This is a genomic window from Microcoleus sp. N3A4 (assembly GCF_036701805.1).
Taxonomy (GTDB): Bacteria; Cyanobacteriota; Cyanobacteriia; order Cyanobacteriales; family Microcoleaceae; genus Microcoleus.
Genome location: NZ_JAUBRJ010000022.1, coordinates 25,549 through 50,101 on the forward strand (window position 1 = coordinate 25,549; position 24,553 = coordinate 50,101).

At 45.5% G+C, this 24,553-nt stretch carries 19 protein-coding genes; 4 read left to right on the forward strand and 15 right to left on the reverse strand.

Annotated features, from left to right (window positions below; all coding sequences use genetic code 11):
- Positions 1 to 247: 247 nt before the first annotated feature.
- The 5 genes from QUA56_RS15010 to QUA56_RS15030 form a co-directional block, all read right to left on the reverse strand.
- Positions 248 to 379, reverse strand: coding sequence for a hypothetical protein (locus QUA56_RS15010; RefSeq protein WP_333194887.1), 132 nt, complete (start codon positions 377 to 379; stop codon positions 248 to 250).
- Between the two features lie 128 nt (positions 380 to 507).
- Entirely contained in the window at positions 508 to 1,092 is a 585-nt protein-coding gene (locus tag QUA56_RS15015; protein WP_333358867.1) for a Crp/Fnr family transcriptional regulator, read from the reverse strand.
- 87 nt (positions 1,093 to 1,179) lie between these two features.
- On the reverse strand, positions 1,180 to 1,911 hold the full coding sequence (gene cysE / locus QUA56_RS15020) for a serine O-acetyltransferase (RefSeq protein WP_333358869.1): 732 nt from the start codon (positions 1,909 to 1,911) through the stop codon (positions 1,180 to 1,182).
- A gap of 155 nt (positions 1,912 to 2,066) precedes the next feature.
- Positions 2,067 to 4,010, reverse strand: coding sequence for an ATP-binding protein (locus tag QUA56_RS15025; protein ID WP_333358871.1), 1,944 nt, complete (start codon positions 4,008 to 4,010; stop codon positions 2,067 to 2,069).
- Positions 4,011 to 4,190: 180 nt separating this feature from the next.
- On the reverse strand, positions 4,191 to 5,222 hold the full coding sequence (locus QUA56_RS15030; RefSeq protein ID WP_333358872.1) for a sulfate/molybdate ABC transporter ATP-binding protein: 1,032 nt from the start codon (positions 5,220 to 5,222) through the stop codon (positions 4,191 to 4,193).
- A 517-nt stretch (positions 5,223 to 5,739) separates the two neighbouring features.
- Here QUA56_RS15030 and gltD point away from each other — a divergent pair.
- Positions 5,740 to 7,224, forward strand: a complete 1,485-nt coding sequence (gene gltD, locus QUA56_RS15035; protein WP_333358873.1) for a glutamate synthase small subunit — start codon at positions 5,740 to 5,742, stop codon at positions 7,222 to 7,224.
- Positions 7,225 to 7,512: 288 nt separating this feature from the next.
- Here the strand turns inward: gltD and QUA56_RS15040 are convergent, their stop codons facing one another.
- The 5 genes from QUA56_RS15040 to QUA56_RS15060 form a co-directional block, all read right to left on the reverse strand.
- Complete coding sequence (locus QUA56_RS15040) at positions 7,513 to 8,121, reverse strand: transposase (RefSeq protein WP_333358875.1); 609 nt, start codon at positions 8,119 to 8,121, stop codon at positions 7,513 to 7,515.
- Positions 8,122 to 8,442: 321 nt separating this feature from the next.
- Positions 8,443 to 11,004: a primosomal protein N' gene (gene priA / locus QUA56_RS15045; protein WP_333358877.1), complete on the reverse strand. Its 2,562-nt coding sequence runs from the start codon at positions 11,002 to 11,004 to the stop codon at positions 8,443 to 8,445.
- A 263-nt stretch (positions 11,005 to 11,267) separates the two neighbouring features.
- On the reverse strand, positions 11,268 to 13,376 hold the full coding sequence (locus QUA56_RS15050) for an ATP-binding protein (protein WP_333358878.1): 2,109 nt from the start codon (positions 13,374 to 13,376) through the stop codon (positions 11,268 to 11,270).
- Between the two features lie 125 nt (positions 13,377 to 13,501).
- Positions 13,502 to 14,524 (reverse strand): ABC transporter substrate-binding protein, encoded by a 1,023-nt coding sequence (locus QUA56_RS15055; protein ID WP_333358880.1) that lies wholly within the window; start codon positions 14,522 to 14,524, stop codon positions 13,502 to 13,504.
- Between the two features lie 55 nt (positions 14,525 to 14,579).
- Positions 14,580 to 14,984 carry a hypothetical protein gene (locus QUA56_RS15060; RefSeq protein WP_333358882.1) on the reverse strand — a complete coding sequence of 135 codons (405 nt, stop codon included), beginning with the start codon at positions 14,982 to 14,984 and terminating at the stop codon, positions 14,580 to 14,582.
- A gap of 156 nt (positions 14,985 to 15,140) precedes the next feature.
- Here QUA56_RS15060 and QUA56_RS15065 point away from each other — a divergent pair, with 156 nt between their 5' ends.
- Positions 15,141 to 16,085: a fused MFS/spermidine synthase gene (locus QUA56_RS15065; RefSeq protein ID WP_333358980.1), complete on the forward strand. Its 945-nt coding sequence runs from the start codon at positions 15,141 to 15,143 to the stop codon at positions 16,083 to 16,085.
- Between the two features lie 39 nt (positions 16,086 to 16,124).
- Positions 16,125 to 16,295, forward strand: coding sequence for a YqaE/Pmp3 family membrane protein (locus QUA56_RS15070; protein WP_332979828.1), 171 nt, complete (start codon positions 16,125 to 16,127; stop codon positions 16,293 to 16,295).
- Positions 16,296 to 16,702: 407 nt separating this feature from the next.
- Here the strand turns inward: QUA56_RS15070 and QUA56_RS15075 are convergent, their stop codons facing one another.
- Positions 16,703 to 17,971 carry a lipid-A-disaccharide synthase gene (locus QUA56_RS15075; protein ID WP_333358883.1) on the reverse strand — a complete coding sequence of 423 codons (1,269 nt, stop codon included), beginning with the start codon at positions 17,969 to 17,971 and terminating at the stop codon, positions 16,703 to 16,705.
- A gap of 36 nt (positions 17,972 to 18,007) precedes the next feature.
- Between QUA56_RS15075 and QUA56_RS15080 the strand changes: the two genes are divergently transcribed.
- Positions 18,008 to 18,484: an ankyrin repeat domain-containing protein gene (locus tag QUA56_RS15080; protein WP_333358885.1), complete on the forward strand. Its 477-nt coding sequence runs from the start codon at positions 18,008 to 18,010 to the stop codon at positions 18,482 to 18,484.
- 221 nt (positions 18,485 to 18,705) lie between these two features.
- On the opposite strand, the gene QUA56_RS15085 is transcribed toward QUA56_RS15080, so the two are convergent.
- The 4 genes from QUA56_RS15085 to QUA56_RS15100 form a co-directional block, all read right to left on the reverse strand.
- The gene (locus tag QUA56_RS15085) at positions 18,706 to 20,265 is read right to left on the reverse strand and encodes a hypothetical protein (protein ID WP_333358887.1); all 1,560 of its coding nucleotides are present in this window, start codon (positions 20,263 to 20,265) and stop codon (positions 18,706 to 18,708) included.
- 207 nt (positions 20,266 to 20,472) lie between these two features.
- Positions 20,473 to 21,522 carry a calcium-binding protein gene (locus tag QUA56_RS15090; RefSeq protein WP_333358889.1) on the reverse strand — a complete coding sequence of 350 codons (1,050 nt, stop codon included), beginning with the start codon at positions 21,520 to 21,522 and terminating at the stop codon, positions 20,473 to 20,475.
- A gap of 119 nt (positions 21,523 to 21,641) precedes the next feature.
- Positions 21,642 to 22,694: a calcium-binding protein gene (locus QUA56_RS15095; protein ID WP_333358891.1), complete on the reverse strand. Its 1,053-nt coding sequence runs from the start codon at positions 22,692 to 22,694 to the stop codon at positions 21,642 to 21,644.
- Between the two features lie 665 nt (positions 22,695 to 23,359).
- Positions 23,360 to 24,343 (reverse strand): calcium-binding protein, encoded by a 984-nt coding sequence (locus tag QUA56_RS15100; protein WP_333358893.1) that lies wholly within the window; start codon positions 24,341 to 24,343, stop codon positions 23,360 to 23,362.
- Between the last annotated feature and the right edge of the window lie 210 nt (positions 24,344 to 24,553).

Sequence of the window (24,553 nt, forward strand, 5' to 3'; positions counted from 1 at the left end):
CGCAAAACTTAATGTCATGCGCTGGCAAGCAGTGCAAATGCAATCCAATAATATTTGCCACGAACATCTATAACATTTCGCTATGGCAGTAATTTTTGCTAATGGCAACAATGGCACTATTGAGAGAGTTTTTTCCCGCAGTTGGGCTTCGCACTCAAGGAGCGATCGCAAACGATCTCTACTTGATTTAACAGACTACACCATTAAATACTTAATGTCTATAGGTAAACAGTAGTTTTTTGGTAGCTTAATTCTGGAGTCGCAGGATCGATCGCAATTTAACTCCCGTAACACTACCCACTTCATCATCAGCAATCCACAGCCAACCGTGCAAACTGATGGAAGCAATGCCGCTAAAAAAAAGCGCCGAAGCAGCCAAAAGCTAGCAGCGCTCAATAGCCCATCACAAATACCTCACAAACTCCATCCATATAATTTTTTGTGAAACATGATACAATATCTGGAATTTAAAAGGTTAACAGTTAACAGTTAACTGTTAATATCCTTTTATATTTCGTAGTGCCACACCTCTGAAGGTTGCAGAATAATCCGGTGGAGCGGCAGACGATTAATTAAGCCTTGCTGCTGAAAATTACCGAGGGTGCGAGTGACAGTTACGCGACTTGTACCGAGAATTTCTGCAATGTCCTGATGCGTTAAAATCATATCGATCAGATGTCCTCGCTCTACCTCAGAACCAAACCTCTTAGCCAGCCAAGTTAAGAGTCGATAGAGCATAAAATCAACTCTTTTGTAACCTCGCATTACCATAAAATCTTCAGCCTGCTGAATGTGACTGAGCAAAATATCTCTATTTAGCCAGCGATCGCCAGATAGTAAAATTGCTTCGACTTTAGTGAGGCATTCAATTTGAAAAGGATCGCATTTTGATATCGGTTTGCCGATCGTATCACCAGGCCCCCACAATCCCAAGGTGATAATTGTGCCATCTTCAAGCCACGTTACAGTTCGCACTACTCCAGTTTCAATTCGCCACAGAGCATTGCTTCTGTTGGGCAAGTGCGAGCGGCGAGAAAATATATGTCGGCTCGTTTCATCAAAAGTTGTAGTGGAAAGAGAAGCAATAGTCATAGCGAGTTACTGAAGGAATCAAAGTTAGTTTGCACAATGGCAGCAGGATAGTGTTGCTGGCAAAAATCTATATAAATTAAAGCTTTACTAGATTCCTGCACCGTCTAAAAACTGTGTAATGAATAAATCGGAAGACAGGAATAATTCATGTTTTTCTGCCTCTGCTTGCTCTAATTGAGTTGTTGTGAGCGGAGATGATTGAGATTTTAAAATATTAACCTGGTCTTCTAAATCCTTAATTCGATCGAACAAAGCTCGAATCGCTTGAGCTTCCAAATCCGGTATGCCTTGAGAATTTTCAGCATCTTCTAACTGCTTTTTGCGAGGGATGATGCGGCCGGGAATTCCCACAACTGTGCAATCGCTAGGGACTTCCCGCAGCACTACCGAACCCGCACCAATCCGAACATTATTGCCAATTTGGATATTGCCTAAAACTTTAGCACCGGCTCCCACCACTACATTTTCTCCCAGCGTCGGATGCCGTTTTCCTATTTCTTTGCCCGTGCCGCCAAGGGTCGCTCCTTGATAAATTACAGCATAATCTCCAACGATCGCAGTTTCGCCAATTACCACCCCCATACCGTGGTCGATAAACACGCCCCTACCAATTTTTGCTCCTGGGTGGATCTCAATACCTGTTAAAAAGCGGCTAAGTTGGGAAATCATGCGCGGTACAAACGGCAGGCCCGCAGAATAAAGCCAGTGTGCTGTCCTGTGCAAAAAAAGTGCTTGGAGTCCGGGATAGCAAAATAATACTTCCAGCCAGTTGCGCGCCGCGGGGTCGCGTTCGTAAATAATTTGCAAGTCAGTGAACATATTTAGTCTCGCCGTGTTTTGGTTATACAGTATCGGCAGTGCCGACAGTTTAAGCTGCCTAAAGCAGTCTTGATTGTGGCATTATTACATATAATACTGTAATCCGACCTAATTACAGTAGTTTATGGAAAAAAATTTTTCTTCCCCAGCCGTTTCTAAGCTGCCTCCGATATTTTCCGCGAAACAAACGGTACAGCTTGTCTGACTTCTTGCAGCAGCGGAATCTCGATCGAGAATTCCGTCCCCAATCCCGGTGTCGAATCGCAGCGCAGCGTACCCTTGTGCTTTTCTACGATAATTTTATAGCTGATTGACAGTCCCAATCCTGTCCCTTTTCCGACTGGTTTAGTCGTAAAGAACGGGTCGAACAGCCGTTTTTTGACATTTTCTGCCATACCGGGGCCGTTGTCAGATATCCGCACAATTATTCGATCGGGGATCGAATATTCTGTGGTTATGGCGATCGCGATCGGATTGGCTTTCGCTGCTGTGGGCCCGCGATCGAGGTTGTAACTCTCAAGGGCGTCGATCGCATTAGCCAGAATATTCATAAACACCTGATTTAATTGTCCGGCATAGCACTCTACTAAAGGTAAATTGCTGTAGTTTTTAACAATCTCGATCGCCGGGCGATCGGCTGTAGCTTTTAGCCGGCTTTGCAGGATTAGCAGAGTGCTGTCAATGCCTTCATGGATGTTGACAGGTTTCATTTCGCTTTCGTCTAAGCGAGAGAAATTACGCAAAGATTTGACAATTTGAACAATGCGATCGGTTCCTATTTTCATCGAGGACAGCAGTTGCGGCAAATCTTTGCTGAGAAATTCAAAGTCAATATTTTCTAAATACTCTGAAATTTCCGAGGGAGGGTACAAATAGTGTTTTTGGTAGAGTTTTACCAACTCCAACAAATCGCTACTATATGCGCTGGCGTGTTGAATATTGCCGTAAATAAAACTAATAGGATTGTTAACTTCGTGGGCGACACCAGCAACTAATAAACCCAAACTAGACATTTTTTCCTGCTGAATCAGTTGAGTTTGAGTTTGCTGCAACTCTTGCAACGTTTGCTCTAGCTGTTGAGATTTAGCCGTGCGTTCTGCTGCTATTTTTTCAATTTTATCGGTATAATTCCACAAGCTCGTTAGATAAAGTGTCGCCGCCAAAGTTAAGATTGTCCCGCAAATTAAAACAGTCAAAGAACGCCAAAACCTTAGAGGATTAATGTACTCTGGCGTTAGTCGCAGTTGCAGCAACCACCTGCGATTTTCAATATTGAGAATGCGGGTGCAACTGCTGCCGTCCGGGCAGTAAGCTCTTTCCCCAATATCGAGTTTATTTTTAATATTTTCGTCGGTGACGATCCTTTTAGTCTTCGCTTCGTAAAAAGCGAGAAATCTTTCTGGTTCAGGAGCCATAGCATCTTGAAGATACACGTTAATAAAGTTGAGTTTAGTTTCCTGCAAAGCAGATTTAACAATAGCATCAACCAGCAAAACCCCGAGAGTAAAACCTTTCAATTTTTCTGGTTCCCTAGCAGGAAAGTTTGGCTGCAATGCTGCGGTATCACCAGCAGAAATTTGATTAAAAATTGGCATGAATACAAAGACGATGGGTTGATTTTGTGAGGGCATTTTTTGGCTGCCAGTCGCGGTAATTTCTTGTCTTTTTGCGGCTTTTTCTAACGCTAGCCGATTGGCAGTCAAATCTAAACCTAAATCTATTTCATCAGTCAGGAATTGCGGCGAGTCAGAAACACGGGGCAGCCAAGCGATCGCCTTCAGGCTCGGATGGCGGTAGAGGGCAGTACCAACAAATGTATTAATTTCTGGTTTTTTAACGCCGTCAAATACGCTGTAAAATGCTCCCGCTGCCCGAATTATTTCTAAATTGCCGCTAACATCTCTCTGAATGTCTGTAGCTATTTTGTCCAGCCGCTCTTGCAGTTCCGCTTGCATGAATTTGTATTCCCAATTGTACGCGACTGAAGAGGCGATCGCAGACAGTCCAAATCCTGCACAAAGTGTTAATCCTGCCTGGATGTAACGGCGATAACCAACTAAAGTGCTAGTTGCTAAATTCAACAATTTGTTAGCATTCATATTCTTCGCTGACCTTTTTTTATCGTTCCCAGTCACAGCCTGGGAATGAATTTCAGGAGCAAGCTCCTCCGATTTGGAGCCACGAGACAGCATTACCAGGCACGAGCCTGGTAATGATGTAGCAGCAGTGTTTTGTAGAAGCTCCCCGATAGTATTTTGAGTAAGATCCAGCCGCTGATTTTAAATTGAATAAGCAGGGAAAGTCATCGCGTGTTTGGGCTTGACGTAAACCTGCTGATCTCGCGTTAACTGTAGAGAATCGAAGCGCTCGCGACTCACGTAAGCTGTTACTACCTGATCCGATTCTAACACTAACTCGGTTTGAATTTCCCGCCCTAAATGAATGATGCGGCTGACTTTTGCTAATGCAAAACCAGACTGCGGCTTAGTTTGAATTTCCACATCGTGGGGGCGCAAAAACACTACTTCAGAATGGGCGGCTCCGTTCTTGTGAGCCGTTGTGCCGTTGCTAGCGAACAAACCCGCAGTATTCGGCAGCACATTGACAGGCCCAATAAAACTCATCACAAAAGCTGATGCGGGTTTGTCGTAAATTTCAGCAGGAGTGCCAACTTGTTCGACTTTACCTTTGTTCATCACCACAATTTCATCGGCTACTTCCATAGCTTCTTCTTGGTCGTGAGTCACAAAAACTGTGGTGATGTTAACTTCTTTGTGAAGGTTGTGCAGCCACGATCGCAATTCTTTGCGGACTTTAGCATCTAATGCTCCAAAAGGTTCGTCTAGCAGCAGCACTTTCGGTTGAACTGCTAGAGCTCTCGCCAAAGCCACCCGCTGCCGCTGCCCCCCGGAAAGTTGCGAAGGATAGCGATCGCCCAAACCTGTCAACTGCACTAAATCCAAAAGTTCATCAACCCGCCTGCTAATTGAGCCTTTAGGAGCTTTGCGAATTTCCATCGCAAAAGCAATATTTTTCTTAATAGTCATGTGTTTAAACAAAGCGTAGTGCTGAAACACAAAACCGATATGCCGTTCCTGCACCGACTGCTGGGTAGCATCCTCGCCGATCAGGTAAATATGACCCGTGTCAGGCGGTTCGAGTCCCGCAATCATCCTCAGCAGAGTCGATTTCCCGGAACCGGAAGGCCCCAATAGCGCGACTAAAGAGCCGCTTTTAATTTCCAAATTCACGTTGTCAATTGCGTGAAAGGAGCCGAAGTGTTTAGATACGTTCTGAACTGTAATGCTCATGAGTTTATTTACCTATTTTAGGAGTTTAACAAATAAACCCCACTTAGCTGACAGATTTACAGTAGTATATCCTTAAAATAATATTTTGCAAGGTCTGTAACTTTTTATATTTTATTTCCAGCCCTCCTGATGGGGACGGCGCTTGAAAGTTGACGCTGGCGGGCAGTCCGAGTTAACCCGGGAGGGTTTCCAGAGGTGGGACGATCGGTGGCGGGCGATCGTCCGAGAATAAGCAATGCTGAAAATACGCAGAAACCGGGTTTGATGGACGAAAAAACTGCATCAAAACCTTTAAAACCTTTAATCCCCCTCAAAAACCCGGTTTCTTTGCTGTCGATCTATATTTTACGGCAGCCGACAATTCCCCGACTCCCGGCGATATTGAAGATTTCAGGTAGGAATTGCTCAATCTGAACTGCGATCGCACACAATTTAGATCACAATAGTTTATTCAGAAGCCCGCCAGCTTCACCTTTGAGAAACTGACAGAATAGTAAATTCTAACAGAGACACCACTATGGGAAAACCAACAGGCTTTATCGAATTCTTGCGCGAATTGCCCTCCGAACTCTCACCAGTCGAGAGAGTCCACAACTGGGACGAATTTCACCTGCCGATGGATGAGGACAAACTCCGCACCCAAGGCGCGCGCTGCATGGACTGCGGCATCCCATTTTGCCACACCGGAAACCTGATTAGCGGCATGGCAAGCGGCTGCCCGATCAACAACCTCATCCCCGAATGGAACGACCTTGTATATCGCGGACTCTGGAAAGAAGCCCTAGACAGACTCCACAAAACCAACAACTTTCCCGAATTCACCGGCAGAGTCTGTCCCGCACCCTGCGAAGGCGCTTGCGTGCTCGGCATCAACAACCCGCCGGTGACAATCAAAAACATCGAAGTCGCAATTATCGATAAAGGCTGGGATGAAGGCTGGATTACCGCCGAACCGCCAGCCAAACGCACCGGCAAAAAAATCGCCGTCATCGGTTCCGGGCCCGCCGGTTTGTCCGCCGCCGCGCAACTCAACAAAGCCGGTCATTGGGTAACTGTATACGAAAGAGCCGATCGACCAGGCGGCCTGCTAATGTATGGCATCCCCAACATGAAGCTAGACAAAGAACAAGTCGTAATGCGCCGCCTCAAAGTCCTCGAAGACGAAGGCGTGACATTCGTTTGCAACACCGAAGTCGGCAAAGACTTGCCAGCAGAACAACTGCTAAAAGAATACGACTCCGTTGTCCTCTGTACCGGCGCCACCAAACCCCGCGACTTGGGCATCCCCGGCCGGGAATTAAAAGGCATCCACTTCGCAATGGACTTTTTGACTGCGAACACCAAAGCAGTTTTAGACAAGAGTACAAACGATAACTTCATCTCCGCCACCGACAAAGATGTCGTCATCATCGGCGGTGGCGACACAGGCACCGACTGCGTGGGCACCTCCATCCGCCACGGCTGCAACAGCCTGGTACAGCTAGAAATCCTCCCCAAACCGCCCTCGGAACGCGCGGCCAACAATCCCTGGCCCGAATGGCCGAAAGTCTACCGCTTGGATTACGGCCAAGAAGAAGCAGCAGCCAAATTCGGCGACGACCCCCGCGGCTATCTCACCACGGCGACAAAGTTCGAGGGCGACGAAAACGGCAATGTCAAAGCCGTGCACACCGTTGAGGTGGAGTGGGCGAAAAACGAAAAAGGGCAGTTCATTCCGAAGCAAATCGCAGGCACCGAAAAAGTCCTACCCGCACAGCTTGTCTTGCTGGCGATGGGCTTCCTCGGCCCGGAACAGCCCTTGCTGGATGACTTGGGATTGGAACGCGACGCGCGCAGCAACGTGAAAGCGGATCATGAAAAATATACAACCAGCATTCCGGGAGTTTTCGCGGCTGGGGACTGTCGCCGGGGACAAAGTTTGATTGTTTGGGCGATTAATGAAGGGCGCGGCGTGGCCCGGGAGTGCGACCTTTATCTGATGGGGAGCACGGATTTGCCTTAGTTTGTAGGTGTGGGTTTATTAGATTGTTGGTTTCTCACCTAAATGGTTGGTGAAACCCGCCCTTACGATGGGCTGTAGGGGCGGGTTTTACCAACAATATTTGATGCTCACAAACCATCTATATAAACCCGCCCCCACCCAACCAATAACCCAGATTAACCTGATGTTCGATCGCATAAAAAAAATGTAGATTCGGATTTACCGTTGGGCGGGGCGGGTTTATTATATTGTTTTTTTTAGGCATAGATGGTTGGTGAAACCCGCCCCTACAAATCGATCGACATAATATTACACGACGATCGACTGTATATAAGATTTGCCATTCCATTCGATCGCCAGCGGACTAAATTCATTAATTTTGACTGAATTATGAGGAGACAATTCATCTTTTCCCCACAACAAAGGATTATTAACAATATATTCACGAATGGCAACTAATGATTCTTCATTGCGGATGATATGTTCGTAATAACCCCGCTGCCACACCGAGATGCCTGTCAAAGATCGCATTTGGTTAATTCGCCGCGCCGAAGATGTTTTTAAACCCCGCACAATTTCCGACAAAGGATGGATTGTTGATTTTCTGTGCCCAAATTTATCGGATTCTGTATAATTTATTTCTGGGCTGCCTTTCAAAACAATAATTCCATGAACGTGATTTGGCATCACAATAAAATCGTCTAATGCTACGTTTTTGTAACGTTTGGGAAGAATGCTCCAATGGAATAAAACAGTTTTACCATAGGGACTCAATTGCATTTTATCATTAATAATTTCGCCGAATAAACATTCGCGCTGCCAACTGCAAATAGTGATAAAATACGCGCCGGGAGCCCTGTAATCATATCCTGGCAGGCGAATTGAGCGGCGGTGGTGTTTGTTAGGATCGTATTTCATAATTTAGTCCCCATAAAACAGTTGTTCGTTGGGCGGCGGCGGGTTTATTATATTGTTGGTTTCAGGCATAGATAGTTGATGAAACCCGCCCCGACGACGGCCGGTAGGGGCGGGTTTTACCAACAATATTGGAGGCTGATAAACAATCTATAAAAACCCGCCCCCACCCAACCAATAACCCAGATTAACCTGATTTTAGAAATCATCCAAAAAATGTAGATTCGGATTTGTCGTTGGGTGGGGGCGGGTTTATTATATTGTTTGTTTTCGACATAGATGGTTGGTGAAACCCGCCCCTACAATGGCCTGTAGCCCCACCAATCAACCAAAATTCAACGGATCGACATCAATAGTTAAACTAACAGAACGCGGCGTGCGATCGCGCAACCCGATCAAATCCGACAAATCCACCGACTCATCCAAAGGCAACTTCAGCAAAATCTGCCACCGATACCGATTTGCCACCCGCATAATCGCCGCAGGTGCAGGCCCCAACAACTCACATCCCGGTACAGACAATCGCTCAATATACTCCTGACAAACAGACGCTAATTGTACCGCCGTCACCGCAACTTCTGCCGCATCAGCACTACTCAACCGCAACAATACCAGCCGCCCCGAAGGAGGATAATTCAGCGCCGCTCTTTCTGCTAATTCTGTTTCCACAAAACCCGCATATTCGTGCCGCCTAACTGCTTGAATAACCCGATGTTCTGGAGTGTAAGTTTGAATAATTACCCGCCCCGGATCGTCGCCTCTGCCCGCACGGCCCGCGACTTGAGTTAATGTTTGAAAAGCTCGTTCGCTTGCCCGATAATCGGATAAGTTTAGCAACCCGTCAGCAGACACAACTCCCACCAATGTGACTCCCGCTAAATCTAACCCTTTAGTCAGCATTTGCGTACCCAACAAAATGTCAGCTTCCCCATTCGCAAATTGCGTTAACAATCGGCGGTGGTCGCCCTTATTTCTAGTCGTATCGCTGTCAAACCGAATTGCCCGCAATTCGGGAAACAATCTCGTTAATTCCTGTTCGACTCGCTGAGTGCCGCTACCAAAGTTTTTGAAGTAAGGAGAACTGCATTCCGGGCAGTTTTGAGGGTGTCGTTCCGTGTGGTTGCAGTAGTGACAGCGCAATATTTCTGCTGTTCCTTCACCGACGTGGTGATAAGACAGGGAAACATCGCAGTTCGGGCATTCCATCACATAGCCGCAACTCCGACAAGAGACAAAGGTACTGTGTCCTCTTCTGTGAATAAACAGGATACCTTGCTGTTGTCTTGCTCGCAATTGTTCCAGGGAGTTTTGCAGGGAAACACTGAAAATTGAACGGTTTCCTTGCCGCAGTTCTTGGCGCATATCGACTATTTCCACAGGCGGCATCGGGCGGGAATAAATGCGATCGGGCAAGGATAAATAATGGATATTTGGTAACGAGTAATAATCTCGGCGCGTCCCCACCAAAGTCTCTAAAGCTGGCGTTGCAGAACCTAAAATTAAGGGACAATTTTCTAATTCGGCGCGCCATTTGGCAACGGTGCGGGCGTGGTAGCAGGGGGCTGGTTGGTCTTGTTTGAAGCTGCTGTCGTGTTCTTCATCGAGGATAATTAAGCCGAGGTGAGGTAATGGCGCGAAAATGGCCGATCGCGTGCCGATGACAATTTGCGGGGTTCCAGTCAGCATCTGACGCCATGTATCGTAACGTTCGCCGTCGGATAGGGCGCTGTGGTATACGCAAATTTGCTCGCCAAAACGGGCTCGGAATCGATCGGTAAGTTGCGGTGTCAAACCGATTTCGGGAACGAGTACGAGGGCGGATTTGCCGCTGGCTAAGATTGGGGCGATCGCCTGCAAATACACTTCGGTTTTCCCGGAACCTGTAACGCCGTGCAGCAGCACTTGACGGAATCCCGAAAAAGTGTTAATAAACGCTAAAGCTTCAGCTTGAAAATGAGTTAAAGTTTTTGGTGCATCGGGCAATTGAGAAATTCCGCGATCGCCCCTGAGAACTTCCCTTTGGTCAATTACAACGCTACCTTTTTGTTCCAAATTTTTGACAACGGAAGAACTCGCGCTGCAAATTCTCAGCAAATCGTTCAGCCACATTTCACCGCCGCCGCGCCGCAAAACTTCCAATACTTCTTGTTGCCGCTTGGTTAAATCTGTGACAAATGCACTAGCAATTAATGTCACTGCAGGTTTGAGTTGTGGTTTGGGAGGATTGGGAGGTTCTAAATAACTTTCTACCCAACCGCGTTTCAATAAATCTTTCAATCCCCGATAACTTCCCTTGACTTGGCGCTGGAGGTATTGCCAATTGTAATCGCCGTTTTTTTGAGCTTGCAACAATTGCAAAATTTGACTGGCTGCGGGATTGAGAAATGTTTCGGCATTCGGAGAAATTGCGTGCTTAATTAAGCGAATTCGGCGCACGGAACGGCTTAACAAACCGGGCGGCAGCGAGGCTCTAATTACTTGAATTAATGGTGTGCAATAATAGGTGGCAGTGCGATCGAGCAATTCCCAGTAAGTCGGCGGGAAAAAGCCCGTACTGACAACATCTTCGACATCTTTAACCCGCGCCGGATCTAAGTCTGGCGGCAGTTGAGAAATGAACCGAATCGCGATCGCGCCTACCTGTTGACTGCCAAAGGGTACACTCAAAATATCCCCCGGTTGCACGGTAAGTTCCGCAGGTAAACCATAGGTAAATAACTTGTTTTCCTCCCCAGCGGAGTCCCCCGCAACCCTGAAAGGAGAGTCCACCAATACCTCGATCCACTCTGCCCGCACGGTAGGGCGCTGTGGCGGTTCGCTGCTGCCGTAGGATGCCCCGGGCTCTGCCGCTACAGGGGTTGACAAACCAAAAGTGACAGTAGACATAAGGTTGCACATCAAACTAGGAGGAGCCGCGGTCAAAGGGAGTTTTTATTATCCCTCAGTTTAGCTCGATCGATCGAGACTTACGCAGAACCTATATATGTAAAGTGCTTCAGGGCGCACCTTACGGCTGTAATTCTCGCGTCAAATTACTTTTTGCCTCTGGGGCTGTCAATATTAAGCTGTTCGACAGCTAAGTTGTATATAGCAATGCCGTATTCCCCAAAGAGTCAAATCCTCTCCCCATCGTACCCTCGCGCAGCAGTTTAAGTGCGGGATTTGGCGGCGATCGGAATCTCGATCGCCAACTCAGTCCCTTCTCCAACTGCGGATACGCACTGCAACTTCCCACCGTGTCGATCCACAACAATCTGATAACTAATTGACAATCCCAATCCTGTACCTTGACCTACTGGTTTCGTCGTAAAGAAAGGGTCAAAAATTTTTTCCTTCACTGCCTCATCTATTCCCGGCCCATTATCCTTAATACTAATTTTTACCCCATCGGGTTCTTGAATAGATGTACTAATTATAATCTGACTAGAATAGTTAGTTCGGGGAGTTTGTGATTCCTGCTTTTCTTGATTGTGCAAGGCATATATGGAATTACTCAAAATATGCATAAATACTTGATTGAGCTGTCCGGCATAACATTCGACAGGGGGCAAATCTCCATAATTTTTAACAATTTCAATTTCATCCAAATTAGGTTTAGCTTTTACCGCATTTTGTAAAATCAAGAGCGTGCTGTCAATTCCGTCGTGAATATTAACTGGTTTTAGATCGGATTCATCCAACCTAGAAAAATTTCGCAAACTCAGTACAATTCCACGAATGCGGTCAGTACCCACTTTCATTGAAGATAAGATTTTAGGCAAATCCTTTTTGATAAAATCTAGGTCACTATCCTCTATCAATTCTGCAATTTTAGGGTTGGTATTAGGATATTCCTGCTGGTACAAATTAGTAAATTTTACTAAAGTTTGAGTGTATTGAGTAACGTAGGCGATATTGCCGTGAATGAAATTGACTGGGTTATTAATCTCGTGAGCCACACCAGCGATCAGTTGCCCGAGCGAAGACATTTTCTCTGTTTGAATGAGTTGAGCCTGGGTTTGCTGTAAATTTTGTATAGTTTTTTCTAGTTGTTGAGCTTGAGCAGTGGCTGTGGCAGCAAGTTCATCCTTAAGTTGCAAGGTTTGATGAAGTTCTGCTTCAGCGCGCTTGCGCTTGGTGATGTCAAATATTATTCCGTCAAGCCACATAACCTCGCCGTTTTCATTGAATATGCCTTGACCTTTTTCTGACACCCACCTCACAGTTTTATCTGGTCGAATGATGCGGTACTCAATCGTATAATCTCGTTTTTTTAAAACTTTATTATGAAGAATTTCTTCTACCATTGCTGCATCTTCAGGATGGATGATTTTGTTAAAAACCAAAACTTGATTGTTAATAAAATCCGTGGCGGGATAGCCAGAAATTTCTGCGATCGCATCACTAATGAACTGGATTTTCCAGTCGGAATCGAATACCGATCGATAAACAGCACCTGGAATATTAGAAACCAAGGTTCTGAATCGTTGCTCGTTTTGTTGCAGCACCTCCGTCTGAGACTGAATTCGATCGGCCATTTGATTAAAAGCAACTGCAATCTGAGCAAGTTCGTCAGAACCTCCCAGTTGGGCGCGATCGCCCAATTTTCCTTTGCTGAAGCTGTTGCTCGCTGCTACCAACCTAGCAGCGCGCCCAGTCAAGGTTTTATCAAAAAATAACCAGACAATCACACAAAATAAAGCTAACTCAATGCTGGTTTCGAGCGATCGCTGTAAAGCATCTGCATAAGCTTGCTGCTTCACTAACAAAAGATCGTACTCTACCACAAGAATACCGACTCTCGAAGGGCGAATTTCTCCCGGCTTAGCCCCCAACAAAACCGGATAAATTGCCCTGGTACTGTCTCTATTTTGAGAAAGCTTGACTTCTCCTGACATGATTTCCCGAACTTTGGAAAATTCTGCTGGTAAGTAGTTAGGTAATGAGGTGTCGCTGACAGGGCGATTCCGCAATTCGTAACGGGTTGCCAAAATTATTCGGTTATTTTCATCACAAAGTAAGGCTAATCGGATATTTCGATCGCTCCCCAAATTACTAATGGCAATTTCGGCTTCCTCAACATCTCCTCTGCGGTACAAATATTCCAGCATTTCTGAGATTTGATTTGCGGAAAACTTTAAATTGCTAATTCCATATTCTTCTTGTCGGCGGTATGACTGCTCTACTTCCCGTTGAAAAGAAAATACACCCAGCACACTACCGCAAATCATCAGAATCACAGGAATTGAGAAACGTAGAGGAAAAGGAAATCGTTTCATATTTAGGAATGATATCAAATTTTAGTCCCTAGATTATTGTTGCTACTTGCCACAAAAAACACAAAGGTAAATGGTCAATTTTACACTGACATTTATTCATCACACACCCGAATTTTTTTCCGATCTCAAAGCTTCACATTTTTGACCAGCCTATCGTCCAACAACGGAGCGGTATCTACAGCTTTTGGCAGTAATTTATTGTCTAACATCACTTGAGACAGTCGCTTTACGCTCTTCAGCAATGAGTGGTCTGTTTTTCCTAGTAATCTTTGGTTTTCTTGCAGGTCTGGACTTCTCAGCCCTTTTAAAGATTCTAAGAATTGCTCTGGAGTAACTCCTGTACGGGGAGCAATCCTAATAGCAGCATCCTGGGGATGTTTTGTCAAGTAATCTAGGGCGCGGAACCGACCGTCAACTAAGGCTTGTAAAGCCTTTGACTGGTTGTTAATTAGATTTTCACGCACTACAATAACATCGATAACTTCACCCGGAATTTGCGAAGTGTCAAACAGTAGTTTGGCGCCGGATGCTAGCAGATTTGTCCGAGCAGAGCCAAAGGTAACAACAGCATCTACAGTTCCATTTTTAAATGCTCGTTCGTGTTCGGATACTCCTAAAGAGACAATTTTTATATCTTTAGCTGACATACCTTTTTGTTCTAAAGCGCGGGTAATTAGAAAAGCTCCTAGTGCAGTCGATTCCACGCCTACTGCTCGGCTTTTTAATGCTTGCAAATTTTGAATCTCGGGTTTTCCTATAATCACATCCCCGCCGTTAGAAAAATCCATAATAATTACAATTTTTACGTCTGGATTGGTGACTGCCAATACCAAACATTCATCGATAGATAGGGCTAGCGCTTCAATTTCTCCATTTCGATACGCTCGTACCTCTTCTGTCGCAGAAGGGTAATCTACTAATCGAATGGGGGTACGATTGTAGTAGCCTAAACTGCGAGCCAAGTACAAAGTTTCAAATCCAGCCCAAACATTGACACCGACTCGCAAAGGGGGTTCTGCTTTGCTGCAACTAGCTAATATGGCCGTACAAAGAGTTACTGCCGCAATGCCAAGGGTAAAGCTTTTTTTGAGTTTTTCGCTCAATTTTCTCCAAAATTTGAGGTCAAATACTAGAGGATTTCTCAACATATACTTAGGTACGATCGTGGTAATTTATTGGGAAATTGTACTTGTAGGTTAGCACTTAATTTAATTTGCTGCGATCGCCGATATTTACTAATCTAGTCAGTCGATTTGAGATTTGAGACGTTCGGCGAGACGTTCGGCGATCGCTCAGTCGAACGATTTGAGATTTACTTGCAGCATTGAATTTGGGAGCTTGAACAATAGCGTTGCCCGATCGCCGGTCGTTGGGTCTAAAATTTCGATCTCTCCACGACATGAGTACGTCGCACGGTATCCGTTTTTGGGCGGGGTCAATAGAAACCTCGATCGGAAACTTGTAGTTGCTGGCCCAGCACCAGACAACATTTGCACGAAACCAGCAGGCTTTGCTTGCCAAAATATTAAATGTGGCGGCGAGCGGGCGGGGGATGGGAAAAGTACGATCGGCTGGGCGCGCGATCGAGCAAGCAATCTTAAGTAGCAAGCAAATTGTTCTCTCTCAGAACGCAATCACACTATACCATTGCTGAGAAATCTCACTCCAATGTGTCGATTTTACTCACATACCCGCACCATTTTGTGCTAATAACTACTACTTGTGACAACATCGACACAGCAGTTTATATTTGGAGAGTATTGGATGTCAGGTAGCGAAGTTCGTGCAGACTTTTGGATGAGCGAGTACATTACCCCTTGGGATATTTACGTTCACGGCATCATCGCGGTGCTCGCTTACAAAAAAACTGCCTATCAGGAAATGTATGTCGTTCAAACCGGTACCTACGGCAAAGGCTTAGTTTTGGACGGTAAGTGGCAATCTTGTACAGGCGATGAGTTTCTATACCACGAACCGCTGGTGCACCCAGCCATGATTTGTCACGGTTCACCCAAAAAAGTCCTGGTTCTCGGCGGCGGAGAAGGAGCTACAATTAGAGAAGTGCTGCGCTGGAAAACAGTTGAAAAAGTCGTGATGATCGACATTGACGGCGAAGTAGTAGAAGCTTGTCGCGAACACCTGCCAGAAATGCACCAAAATGCCTTTGACGACCCCCGCTGCGAAGTAGTAATCGGCGATGCTTTGGACTATTTAGACAAAACAGACAAAGATTGGGATATTGTCATTTCTGACTTGTCCGATCCCATTGAAGAAGGCCCATCTTTCCAGTTGTTTACCAAGGAGTATTTTGAGAAAGTTCGCAGCGTCATGTCGCCCGACGGATATTTCGTAGTGCAAGCGGGCCCAGTTTCTCCGGCCGAAATGAAAATGCACGCCCGCATTGTCAATACCCTGAAATCGGTTTTCCCCAACGTTCAATCCTGCACCAGCTTTATTTCTACTTACGGAGCTCCTTGGGGTTTTGCGGTAGCTTCAACTCAGGCAATAAACACCCGTCCCGATCCCGAAACTACTGACAAATTACTCGCCGAGAAAACAACTGGCGGGTTGCGGATGTTTGACGGGATTACGCTGTTGGGATTGATGCAAGTTCCCGGTCACTTGCGGCAGGTAATCGCCGCTGAAACCGAAGTTTACACTATGGCGGCACCGCCTAAGTTTTTCGGGAAAGGCTCTGTCAATCAGTGAAGTAAAATTGAAAGAGAAAAGTAGTTTGGAGTAACTGAGATGGACAATTTAATTCGCATAGTCGCTGCCATTTTTCTTCCCCCGTTGGGCGTATTTTTGACTGTCGGCATCGGTACTGATTTTTGGATCAACCTGGTTCTCACCTTTTTGGGCTTTATCCCGGGGATCATTCACGCTATTTGGGTGATTGCTAAGCACGATCGAGCTTAAGTTCTTTTTGTAAGGTGCGTCGCTGCGAAATTTTCGAGTTGATGAGGAGATTGTTGATAGCGACGCACCGGCTCGGTATGTACAAGGTTTTATGATTGCTCTAAGGTGCGTCGCTGCGAAATTTTCGAGTTGATGAGGAGATTGTTGATAGCGACGCACCGGCTCGGTATGTACAAGGTTTTATGATTGCTCTAAGGTGCGTCGCTGCGAAATTTTCGAGTTGATGAGGAGATTGTTGATAGCGAAATGTTACACCATTGTCAATTACTTGTTTAGGAACAGGCAAGATGCCTGTTCCACAAGAGATCAGTTTTATTGTGGAACGGGCCGGAGAGCCCGTTCTTGACAATGGTGCAAGATGTCAGTTGATAGCGACGCACCCTACGGTATGTACAAGGTTTTATGGATTATTGCAAATCAAGTTCTTCACAAACCAATTCAGCAATTTTTTTCGCCGCCCCCGATTCTCCTCGAACCGCACGCAAACGATCGCCCATTTGTGCTAATTTTTCAGGATGGCTCAAATAGTCGATCGCCAACCCGGCTATTACTTCCGGTTCCAGCTTCCCAATTAACTCCGGCACAATCTCCTCCTGTGCCCAAATATTCGGCCAAGCATAAAGCTTTCCCTTCCCTAATAGCAAGATTAGCCAATTGATCGCAGTCGCAAAAACAGAACCGACTAACGGCAAATTTGCCAGCAATCCCGGCAATCCGTCCCAAGCTTTCATCGCATCCAATTGCTGCGTCGGAATCAAAACAATCATCGGTACAGCTAAAGATCCCAATTCGGCAGTATTCGCTCCCACAGTAGTTAAACACAGGCTGCATTCTGATAGCAAATCGTAGGCAGGCGTCTGCATCCAAAGTTCTACTTGCAAGTTATTTGCTGTCTGCAAAAACGGCGGTTCTGTTAAATGAAGTTCGGCGCTAGCGTTCTCAAATAAATGCAGGCAAGGATTTTGTTTGGGGTCGGCAAAACGTGCTAGAGTTTGCACATCTAAGGTAGGAGCAACGGGAATTACAAAGCGAGTTTCAGGGCGGATGCGGTGGATGGATTGGGCGATCGACAAACATAACGGTACACCTAAAGCTAATTTGGCGGCTTTAGAACCGGGCAACAATCCAATTAGTTCTATTTTTGTACGAGGCAGAGCCTCTGGATATGCGTTTCCAGGCAAAGCCTGGGAACGAGCAACTTCCGCGATCAAATCTCCCACAACTGTAAATTTATTAGCATATTTTTGGGGAATTTTAGCAAAAACTTCTGGTTTCATCGCCGCAAATTTGTCAATCCAGCGATACCACCGCGCGTCCCATTCAGCATAAATAACAGTGCGATATTTTAGCCTTTTGCCAATAACAACTGTAAAAAATTGGTCGCCGCCTAAAAACAAAACAACTCCTTTTTCGTGCCAATCCCAATTTTCAGCAGTTTTGCCAGATAATAGGAATGGAAAAAAATGCTCCGGTGCTTGCACTCTGTCAACTTCTGGGTAGGAAGATGCGATTTGTGCTTCTTTCCCGGTGGCGTGCGGACAGGGGGACAGCACCACAGAGATGCGCGCTTGAGTGCCCGCATTCCCCAATTGCTCGCGCAAAGCTTGCACGGAGGGACGCACCCAAGTTGCCAATTCTCCGGGGCCGTTGGAGAGGATTAAAATATCTACTGCCATAGGATTTAATATTTGAGAGGATGCAAGGGAGATTTTATGACAGATTTAATTAATGCCGTCAAGACGGGTGATGTTGCGGCTGTAGAAAGTGCGATCGAACAGCGTGCAGATATCAATGCCAAAGATGATGAAGGCGCGACGGCTTTGACGGCTGCGGCTGAGGCTGGCAATTCGGCGATCGTCAAAAAATTGCTGGCTGCAGGTGCCGGGCCCAACAGTCAGGATAATGACGGGTGGACGCCGTTAATGAGTGCCGCTGCTGCGGGACATACCGAGATTGTACAGCTTTTGCTGGAGGCGGGGGCGGATGTGAATGCTAAAACTAATTTTGGTTTGACGGCTTTGATGAGTGCTGCAGGCAGCGGGCGCACTCAAGTTGTGGAATTTTTAATCGATAAAGGAGCTGATATCAAAGCTAAGGATAATAATACTTGGACTGCCTTAATTTGGGCGTCTTCCGAAGGTCATAAAGATGCGCTTGAGGTTTTGAAGCTAGCGCGCGATCGGGCTTAATTATTCACAGGAATTACGCATTAAGGCCAGAGAAACCGGGTTTTTCATCTAATCTGTGGACTCTAACGAAGGATTTTTGTAAAAAAACCCGGTTTCTGATTACCCCATGCGTCCAGAACTACATTCAGAAACTGGGTTGATTCAAGAAACCGGGTTTATGATTAAACCCGGTTTACGAGAGTCTGTGCGTAAGTCCTGTTAAAATTTCATCAACCCGGTTTCTAGCCAAGCAAGAAAGGAAAATTATAAATGTCAGCAAGTTGAGGAAAAGTCTGTTGTTTCAAATTTAATCCAGCACCTCCCTCAAGAATTGCAATTCTATCTCCTCCTTTTGATATGACTAAATCTCCACCCACTGGAGATATTTGATAGTTACTGAGTTTGCCTGATAGCTGGAGTGCATCTCCCTGACTGGGATTGAAGCCGCGAATCCGAGCCTCACCCGGGCCTAAGTACAATTCTTGAGTGCTAGGTTGACCGCCCGGTGGTGGCGAAGTATTGTCATAAGCCAAAATAAAAGTATCAGCACCTTCGCTACCAATCAAGGTATCAAATTCGTTGCTGCCGTCGCTGAAATAACGCTCATCAAAATCAACTCCAATAATTGTCGATTTTCCCTTGCCAAAACCAGTCACAATATCATTCCCAGAAGTCCCCACAAAAGTTGCAGATCGATTGTTTTCAAATTGACCAACTTTTGTATACTGATCCAGACCTGAAGCAAAACTTCCTGCTTTAACAGCCGCAGCCACATCAGGATTGCTTGCTAAATATCCAGTTTCCCAAAAGTTATCTAATACAGAAGGTTTATCAAAAATCAAGAAATCGGGCCCCCGATTTGCTAGAAACGGCATATTCGCAAGGCCCTCGACTACAGCGAAGATTCTGCCAGCTCGAGTTCCGTCACTCACCAAAAACCCTCCAAACGTGTTACTAAACCCATAAGAGTAGTTGCCTCGCGTTCCCGCTAGGCGAATCTTATCGGCTTCCGGGTTAAAGTTTTTAATAGTAGCGTATTTGCTCCCGCCAACCCCACCGTAGAAGCTCTCTCCACCACCACTCAACACGAAAGTATCACTACCCTGACTGCCAATTAGGGTGTCACGATCGGATGATCCACTTGTTTCATAAACTCGATCGCCCGCTGTATTTAGAGATACTTGAACGCCAGTGATTTCAACTTTTCCCACACCAAATCCATTTACAATGTCACTGCTTTTAGTCCCGACAAATGTAGCCGATCGCGTTGGCTCAAATTGTCCAAACTTTCGGTAGTGTTCTCCGCCTGTTTTGAAAACTCCCGCTTTGACTGCTGCTGCAACATCGGGGTTTTTCAGCAAGTATTCGGGTTCAAAAAAGGTACTCGCATAGAGACCTTCTTTGGCTCCGAATTTGATAAAGTGTTCCAAACCCGATTTAAAAGTTCCGTTTTGTACAAACGGCACAAGTACCGGGTATCGTTTTAAATAAATCGCTTCGTCGTAGTCAGGCGATACTTGGGTGCGGCCTTCATCGTAGCCAAACTGGATAAAGTGGTCTAAACCAGACGCAAAAGGCGCGTTTGGATTGTTTTGGGTGCGAACAAAGGGAGCAATATCTGGATTTTGAGCTAGATAGGTTTCTTCGTCAAAATACCGCGATACTTTGGTTAAACCGCCGGCTTCACCGAATTTTTCAAAGTGTTCTAATCCCGATTTGATGACTCCTGCATCAATGGCGGGTTTGACCCAAGGATATTGAGCAAGGTAGTATTGTTCGTCAAAAATGTCATAATTTGTCATAATTATTGCTCCAAGCTTAGTCTGCTTACTTGTCGGTTAAACTTGACCCACTATAACTAACTCTACTAACTCACTCTGTCAAGTTAATTATTGTTAAGCCTCTTTTACTATTTTTATGGCAAACACAAAAGTGCGATCGCCCTTTTTGCGAATGTGCGATCGCACTCCCCAGCAGCCCAAGCCAAATCTCCAATAGCTTCGAGATTTCTACCCAAGTGAAAATCTAGTAACTCTAGATTCTGGTAATAAATTCAACTTGAGATTTCCGCCACCTTCAATAACAGCGATCGTGTCAAACGGAGCCGTTCCGGGAACAGCGAGGAGTGAAGCTTTGTATTGGATAGCTAAATCTCGATTGTTGTTGATGGGCAATATCAAGTATTGATCTGAGAAAGGTAAAAACGCATCTCCTAGCACGATGCTATCCTGACCTTTTGTAAAGTTCCGAATTGTCGCAAAACCCGGCCCAATATAGAATATTTCGGTTCCGGGCGCAGAACTTTTACCGCCTTCTATAAGGTCTCCGAGTACGAATATATCGCGGCCGCTACCGCCAATGAGAGTATCGAATTCATTGCTGCCGTCACCTTCATACACTCGGCCTTCGCCAAAGCCATTACCTGCACGTAAACCTACTTCAACTCCAATTAATTCGCTATTCCCCACCCCAGGACCGGTAATGATGTCATTCCCAGGAGTTCCGACAAAAGTCGCAGAGCGGCTTGGATCGCTTTTGCCAAAATTGAAGTAGTGTTCCCGACCTGTTTTCAAGGCTCCCGATTCGACAAAAGGCCGAACATCGGGATTTTTTTGTAAGTATTCTGTTTCAAAAAATGAAGTCCCAAACTGACCGTCTTTGAGGCCGAATTCAATGAAATGCTGGTAGCCGTTTTTAAAAGTTCCATTCTGAATAAACGGCTGCAACTGTCGGTTATTTGCTACATAAAACGCTTCGTCATACTCAGGCGATACGCGAGTGCGACCTTCTTCGTAACCGTATTGAATAAAGTGGTCTAGCCCGGTCGCAAAAGGAGCGTTTGGGTTGTTGGGAGTGCGGACTAAGGCAGCGATGTCTGGGTTGCCAGCAAGGTAAGTAGCTTCGTCAAAATACCGCGATACTTTGGTTAAGCCGCCTGCTTCACCGAATTTTTGAAAGTGTTCTAATCCCGATTTGATGACTCCTGCATCAATGGCTGGTTTGACCCAAGGATATTGAGCGAGGTAGTATTGTTCGTCAAAAATTGCGTAGTTAGCCATGTTTTCCTCCTGCGGCTATAATGAGCTGTTTATGCAATTTATCAATCATCTGGAACTTACACAATACCCGATCGGGTGATTTTTTCCAAGTGTCAAATCTCACTTAAGCTCTATGCTTTCTAGCCGAGGAAAGTGAGACCGACTGGAGGACTAAACGGATTTATCATCCCAATCGGTTGCAGAGTTAGATTTGAGCCGCCCTGAACTCTGGCAATTGTATCTCCCGATTTTTGAATTAATAAGTCCGCCCCTGATGGAAATATACTCAGTTCATTAAAGTTTTCCACCAACTGAATAAAATCTTTTCCTTTTTCAAAATTGACAATCCTTGCCTCGCCACTGCCCGTATAGAAATCTACCCGGCTAATCAAACTACGTCGGTTGTTGGGAACAGCATCTCCGAGCACGAAGTAATCAATGCCAGAAGTGCCAATCAATGTATCGAATTCAGTGGTAGTCAGAAAAGGCTCTCTCGTGATGTCATCCGAGTTCAAAGCGTCATACTTATTCTTATTAATGCCCAAGGGTGGATTTGGGCCGGCGAAAGCTACTTGCAGTCCGATAATTTGATTTTTTCCCGCTGTAAATCCCGTGACGATATCATCACCGTTGGTTCCTGTAAAAAATCCGTATCGATTTGACTCAAATTGCCCAAATTTTAGATAGTGTTCTCGACCAGTTTTTAAACTTCCAGCCTCCACAACTGCCGCCACATCTGGGTTATCTCCCAAGTAACGCGGTTCAAAGAAACTTGTCCCGTACCTACCTTCTGTTTTTCCGAATTGGATAAAGTGCTGAAAGCCGGATTTAAAAATTCCGTTCTGCACGAAGGGAGTTATTTCCGGGTGGCGCTTTAAATAAAAAACTTCGTCGTAGTCAGGCGATACTCGCGTGCGGCCTTCTTCGTAACCAAACTGGATAAAGTGGTCTAAACCTGAAGCAAAGGGTCGGTTTTGGTTGTTGGCGGTGCGAACAAAGGGTGCAATATCTTGATTTTGAGCTAGATATGTATCTTCGTCAAAATACCGCGATATGTTTGTGAGACCGGCGGCTTGACCGAATTTTTCAAAGTGTTCTCTTCCAGATTTGATGATTCCTGCATCAATGGCTGGTTTGATCCAAGGATATTGGGCGAGGTAGTATTTTTCGTCAAAAATTGCGTAGTTAGCCATGTTTTCCTCCTACTGTTTTGAGGATTTGGAGCGTGAATACCCATCAGCTTTCCATTCGCTCGATCGCCTATCAATAATTTACAGCATATTCCATGTATAGCGGTTCGAGCGAAAGATGAGGTACGTAGTTGGGCTTGGGCCCTCAAGCGTCTGGGTGGTTATGTAAGCTGTCAGTCATACCTCATCTTTTTGAGAAAGGCTATATATGTAGTACACACAATCTTGTAGTAAGGTGCGTCGCTTTCAGAGTCAATCTGCAAGTTCCATTTAAAAAGTCGCAGATCCGCACCCTACATATTAACATCACACAATATAAATATAGCGGCTACTGTACTTCATCAACCTGGAATAGGCTGTATACAATGCAGACTTTATGAAATGGTTTTAAGTTCCTGGTTAATATTAATATTTTGACAAAATAAGGATCGGAAGACTTTATTTTGGTGGCGGTAATTATACTTTTTTCTATCAGTTACAGCGTATTCCAGTGAAGTGTAGGGACACGGCAGTGCCGTGTCCCTACCACGGGGAAGCTCACTAGAGGCGGGTGTACTTCCTAAATGTGGAATCTGCTGTAATTGCTCGACATAAAAAAGTCATCAATCATCAGTATTAACTAATGACTGATGACTGATGACCAATGACCAATGACCAATGACCAATGACTATCCAATTAAGAAAGTACCGTTACCGTTAGATTCTTGGAAACTCAAATTCAAACTCGATCCTCCTTCAATCACGCCGAGCACATCTCCAAAACGCTGGATTGACAAATTGTTGCCAATGGGAATCAGGTTGTAGCCGTTTAAAGAAGTTCCTTGCAGTTGGATAAAGTCGCTTTCTATGTCGAAGTTGCGAATGGTAGCTTGACCGTTACCCAAATACAGCGGTGTCGGGGTGACATTCCCGGCTGTAGCAGGAACTCCGAGTACGAATGTATTAGTTCCCGCGGCGCCAATCAGGACATCGAATTCATTGGTGCCAAAGCTTTCATACTGCCGGTTGCCTTGGGGATCTATACCTACTTCGACTCCCACAAGTTCGACATCCCCCACGCCAACACCAGTTATAACATCGTTGCTGCGGGTGCCGACAAAAGTTGCGTCGCGGGCAGGCTCAAATTGCCCGAAATTGAAGTAGTGATCCCGACCAGTTTTCAAGGCTCCTGAGTTGACAAACGGCACGATGTCGGGGTTTTCTTTTAAGTATTCCGGTTCAAAAAATGAAGTTCCAAAACGACCTTCTTTTGCCCCGAATTGAATGAAATGCTGGTAGCCTGATTTGAAAGTTCCGTTCTGAACGAACGGTTGGAGTTCAGAGTTGTTTGCTAAATAAAAGCTTTCGTTGTATTCGGGTGATACTTGGGTGCGGCGCTGTCCTTCATCGTAACCGAACTGAATAAAGTGATCGAGGCCTGTCGCAAAAGGTGCGTTTGGATTGACTGTGCGGACAAAGGGTGCGATGTCTGGGTTGGCGGCAAGGTAAGTATCTTCGTCAAAATAACGCGATACTTTAGTTAGGCCGGCGGCTTCACCAAATTTTTGAAAGTGTTCTAGTCCTGATTTGATGACTCCTGCATCAATGGCTGGTTTGACCCAAGGATATGAGGCGAGGTAGTATTGTTCGTCAAAAATTGCGTAGTTAGCCATGTTTTTATGCCTAGGTTTTGATGAGTTTGATTGTGAATGCCTATTAGCTTTTCATTCCTTCGATCGCCGATCGGGAATTTACACAAAACAGATGTTATAAAATGGTTTTAAGTTCCTGGTCAAATGTCAACTTTTTTGACTCAGCAATTATCCGAAGGCTACATTCTGCCTTCACAAATTATGCCTTTTTTCCATCTGTTACAGCGTATT

Coding starts and splice junctions, on each gene's coding strand:
- QUA56_RS15015 (WP_333358867.1), bottom strand. CDS start 1,092: ATGACTATTGCTTCTCTTTCCACTACAACTTTTGATGAAACGAGCCGA.
- cysE (WP_333358869.1), bottom strand. CDS start 1,911: ATGTTCACTGACTTGCAAATTATTTACGAACGCGACCCCGCGGCGCGC.
- QUA56_RS15025 (WP_333358871.1), bottom strand. CDS start 4,010: ATGAATGCTAACAAATTGTTGAATTTAGCAACTAGCACTTTAGTTGGT.
- QUA56_RS15030 (WP_333358872.1), bottom strand. CDS start 5,222: ATGAGCATTACAGTTCAGAACGTATCTAAACACTTCGGCTCCTTTCAC.
- gltD (WP_333358873.1), top strand. CDS start 5,740: ATGGGAAAACCAACAGGCTTTATCGAATTCTTGCGCGAATTGCCCTCC.
- QUA56_RS15040 (WP_333358875.1), bottom strand. CDS start 8,121: ATGAAATACGATCCTAACAAACACCACCGCCGCTCAATTCGCCTGCCA.
- priA (WP_333358877.1), bottom strand. CDS start 11,004: ATGTCTACTGTCACTTTTGGTTTGTCAACCCCTGTAGCGGCAGAGCCC.
- QUA56_RS15050 (WP_333358878.1), bottom strand. CDS start 13,376: ATGAAACGATTTCCTTTTCCTCTACGTTTCTCAATTCCTGTGATTCTG.
- QUA56_RS15055 (WP_333358880.1), bottom strand. CDS start 14,524: ATGTTGAGAAATCCTCTAGTATTTGACCTCAAATTTTGGAGAAAATTG.
- QUA56_RS15065 (WP_333358980.1), top strand. CDS start 15,141: ATGTCAGGTAGCGAAGTTCGTGCAGACTTTTGGATGAGCGAGTACATT.
- QUA56_RS15070 (WP_332979828.1), top strand. CDS start 16,125: ATGGACAATTTAATTCGCATAGTCGCTGCCATTTTTCTTCCCCCGTTG.
- QUA56_RS15075 (WP_333358883.1), bottom strand. CDS start 17,971: ATGGCAGTAGATATTTTAATCCTCTCCAACGGCCCCGGAGAATTGGCA.
- QUA56_RS15080 (WP_333358885.1), top strand. CDS start 18,008: ATGACAGATTTAATTAATGCCGTCAAGACGGGTGATGTTGCGGCTGTA.
- QUA56_RS15085 (WP_333358887.1), bottom strand. CDS start 20,265: ATGACAAATTATGACATTTTTGACGAACAATACTACCTTGCTCAATAT.
- QUA56_RS15090 (WP_333358889.1), bottom strand. CDS start 21,522: ATGGCTAACTACGCAATTTTTGACGAACAATACTACCTCGCTCAATAT.
- QUA56_RS15095 (WP_333358891.1), bottom strand. CDS start 22,694: ATGGCTAACTACGCAATTTTTGACGAAAAATACTACCTCGCCCAATAT.
- QUA56_RS15100 (WP_333358893.1), bottom strand. CDS start 24,343: ATGGCTAACTACGCAATTTTTGACGAACAATACTACCTCGCCTCATAT.